Source organism: Arthrospira sp. PCC 8006, from assembly GCF_046480465.1.
GTDB lineage: Bacteria > Cyanobacteriota > Cyanobacteriia > Cyanobacteriales > Microcoleaceae > Limnospira > Limnospira platensis.
The window spans coordinates 1-2,903 of sequence record NZ_PKGG01000375.1 but is presented as its reverse complement, the minus strand read 5'-3'; the positions used below and the strand labels follow the sequence as shown (position 1 = coordinate 2,903).

Genomic DNA, 2,903 nt, shown 5'->3' with positions numbered 1-2,903 from the left:
TCTATTGCAGTGGGATATCCTAATGAACAATACTAGCGAAATATTCCATATTTTTGAATCATCAGATTCTCAGAATTTCATGCCCCCACTGGGATTAAGTGGGGTAGAAGGAGACCCAGTAGCAGTACAGATGTCCGCGCCGCCAGAGTTCGGGTGGACGCGCCTTTTGGGAAACAGTGAGGATGACGAGGCTAATGCCCTGACCACCGGTAGTGATGGCTCGATTTACGTCGCGGGCTATACTTATGGCGACCTAGGCGGACAAACCAATAGTAGTGGTGCTAATGCCTTTATCAGCAGGTTCCAGCCTGATGGCACTAAAGCCTGGACGCGCCTGTTGGGAAGCAGTGAGGGTGACGGGGCTCGTGCTCTGACCACCGGTAGTGATGGCTCGATTTATGTGGCGGGCTGGACTTRKGGCGACCTAGATGGACAAACCAATAGTGGTCTTTCTGATGCCTTTATCAGCAGGTTCCAGCCTGATGGCACTCAAGACTGGACGCGCCTGTTGGGAACCAGTGGTGGGGACTAKGCTAGTGCCTTGACCACCGGTAGTGATRGCTCGATTTATGTGGSGGGCTGGACTTCGGGCGACCTAGATGGACAAACCAATAATGGTGGGTTAGATGCCTTTATCAGTAGGTTGATAATAGATGGTACTGACACACCGGGGAGACCAGAAATTCATCAAGTCATTAATTTCGAGAGTTTCCCGCCTCAAATTACGGGAGTTTTGCCAGGGGAGAATCAAGGCTCGATTACTCAACCTGTGCCTAATCAATGGTTTGGTAGTGACCAGAATGATGTAATTATCGGGACGGCATCTGATGAAACTTTGCTGGGTTTTCAAGGTGATGATTTGCTCCAGGTTTCCCAGGGARATAATACTCTGTTTGGYGGTCAGGGTAATGATATCCTAGTTGCTGGGGAGGGGGATGATATSYTATTGGGAAATAAGGATGATGATATCCTATTTRGAGGCGACGGTAATGATTCTATTTATGGTGGTCAGGGGAATGATACGTTGGTAGCAGGTAATGGTAATCAGATTTTGTTTGGAGACCAGGGTAATGATATCCTATTTGGAGGTGCAAAAGGTGCGGATACTCTGGTGGGAGGGGAGGGAAATGATACTTTGGTGATGCTTCCGGGAGAAGGTTACAGCATAGTAACTGACTTTCAGGTAAATCAGGATATGGTGGTTTTGCTCGGTAGGAATGATGACTATGAAATTGGGTCAATACCCAACGGATTTAATGATGGTACTGCTATTTATGAAGCTGGTTCTGACCAACTTGTGGGTATCCTGGAAGGGGTTACTAATGTGAGTTTAGAAGATGATAATATCTTCGGTTGGGCGTAGGTGATGGTTGGGCGGCTTTCGGTTTAGGTACTTGGTTATGAGATGGGCTGTAAAATGCGATCGCCTTTATGCTCCCCAAACCTATATATATATCTGCACAGTTTCCCAGAAGTAGGTTGGGTGTAGCGCAGCGAAACCCAACGCCACGATGGTTTTATCAACCAGTCAAATTGACAGGGGGTTGAGTTGCACCCAACTACTATTGTTGATGGATTGACTATCTGAATAAACCCATATATATRTCTTCACAKTTTCCCAGAAGTAGGTTGGGTGTAGCGCAGCGAAACCCAACGCCACCATGGTTTTCCCCACCAGTCAAATTGACAGGGGGTTGGGTTGCACCCAACCTACTATTGTTGATGGATTGACTATCTGGATAAACCCATATATATGTCTTCACAGTTTCCCAGAAGTAGGTTGTGTGTAGCGCAGCGAAACCCAACGCCACGATGGTTTTATCAACCAGTCAAATTGACAGGGGGTTGAGTTACTAATAGGTCAACCTGGTTGACTATCTGAATCAACCCATATATATGTCTTCACATTTTCCCAGAAGTAGGTTGGGTGTAGCGCAGCGAAACCCAACGCCACGATGGTTTTACCCACAGCGTGAAATTGACAGGGGGTTGTGTTGCACCCAACTACTATTGTTGATGGATTGACTATCTGAATAAACCCATATATATRTCTTCACAKTTTCCCAGAAGTAGGTTGGGTGTAGCGCAGCGAAACCCAACGCCACCATGGTTTTCCCCACCAGTCAAATTGACAGGGGGTTGAGTTGCACCCAACCTACTATTGTTGATGGATTGACTATCTGAATAAACCCATATATATGTCGGCACGGATTCCCATTCTTTAATGGTAAGTCAAGTTCCGGTATTTGTAAAGAGAAAAACTGAGATTTTTAGAATATTTTTAGGATTGGCTAAGCTGGTGATTGGGAGCGGGTTTATGGAGTTCCGGGAAAGGGTGCGATCGCCTTTTTTAACAATTAAACACTTGACATTATTTTGGCAAAAAAGTACAATATTTATCAGTAAACAATATTCAACATAATGTCGCCGCTATGATTGATGTGAAATGGGCTTCTGTTTCCCCAATCACTGGCTAGGCAAACTTAGCCAAATTTCATAAATTTCTGACTAGGAAAAGCTTCAGGAGGTTAATTATGCCGTATATAACCATCAATCTGGCGGATAGAGACGGAGATGACTTTACCCAAAATTTACTGCAAAATTGGAATTATGAGGTGATCGGAACAGAGGCTAATAATGTTATTCTTTTGGGTGGAGGTTTCGATGTAGTATATGGAATAGCTGGCAATAATACCATTGCCGGAGGCTTAGATGATGATATCCTTTATGGAGGTAGCGGAAATGATATAATCGCCGGAAACGATGGGAATGATATCCTAGATGGTGGTAGTGGAAGTAATATCCTAGCTGGTGGTAGGGGTAATGATATTTACCGTGTTTCCCTGGGTTCCAATACTGGAGGAACTATTATTAATGATGGGGGGACTCACCTAAGCCCATTG

The 2,903-nt window shown here is 45.0% G+C and carries 3 protein-coding genes; all 3 read left to right on the top strand.

Annotated elements, in window-relative coordinates; translation table 11 throughout:
• Nucleotides 1-1,363, top strand: a 1,363-nt coding sequence (locus B9T16_RS27520) for an SBBP repeat-containing protein (RefSeq protein ID WP_410246272.1), incomplete at its 5' end; no start/stop codon positions are given.
• 861 nt (nt 1,364-2,224) lie between these two features.
• Nucleotides 2,225-2,422, top strand: coding sequence for a hypothetical protein (locus B9T16_RS27515; RefSeq protein ID WP_082824557.1), 198 nt, complete (start codon nt 2,225-2,227; stop codon nt 2,420-2,422).
• Between the two features lie 112 nt (nt 2,423-2,534).
• On the top strand, nt 2,535-2,903 hold a 369-nt coding region (locus B9T16_RS27510), incomplete at its 3' end, for a calcium-binding protein (RefSeq protein WP_410246271.1).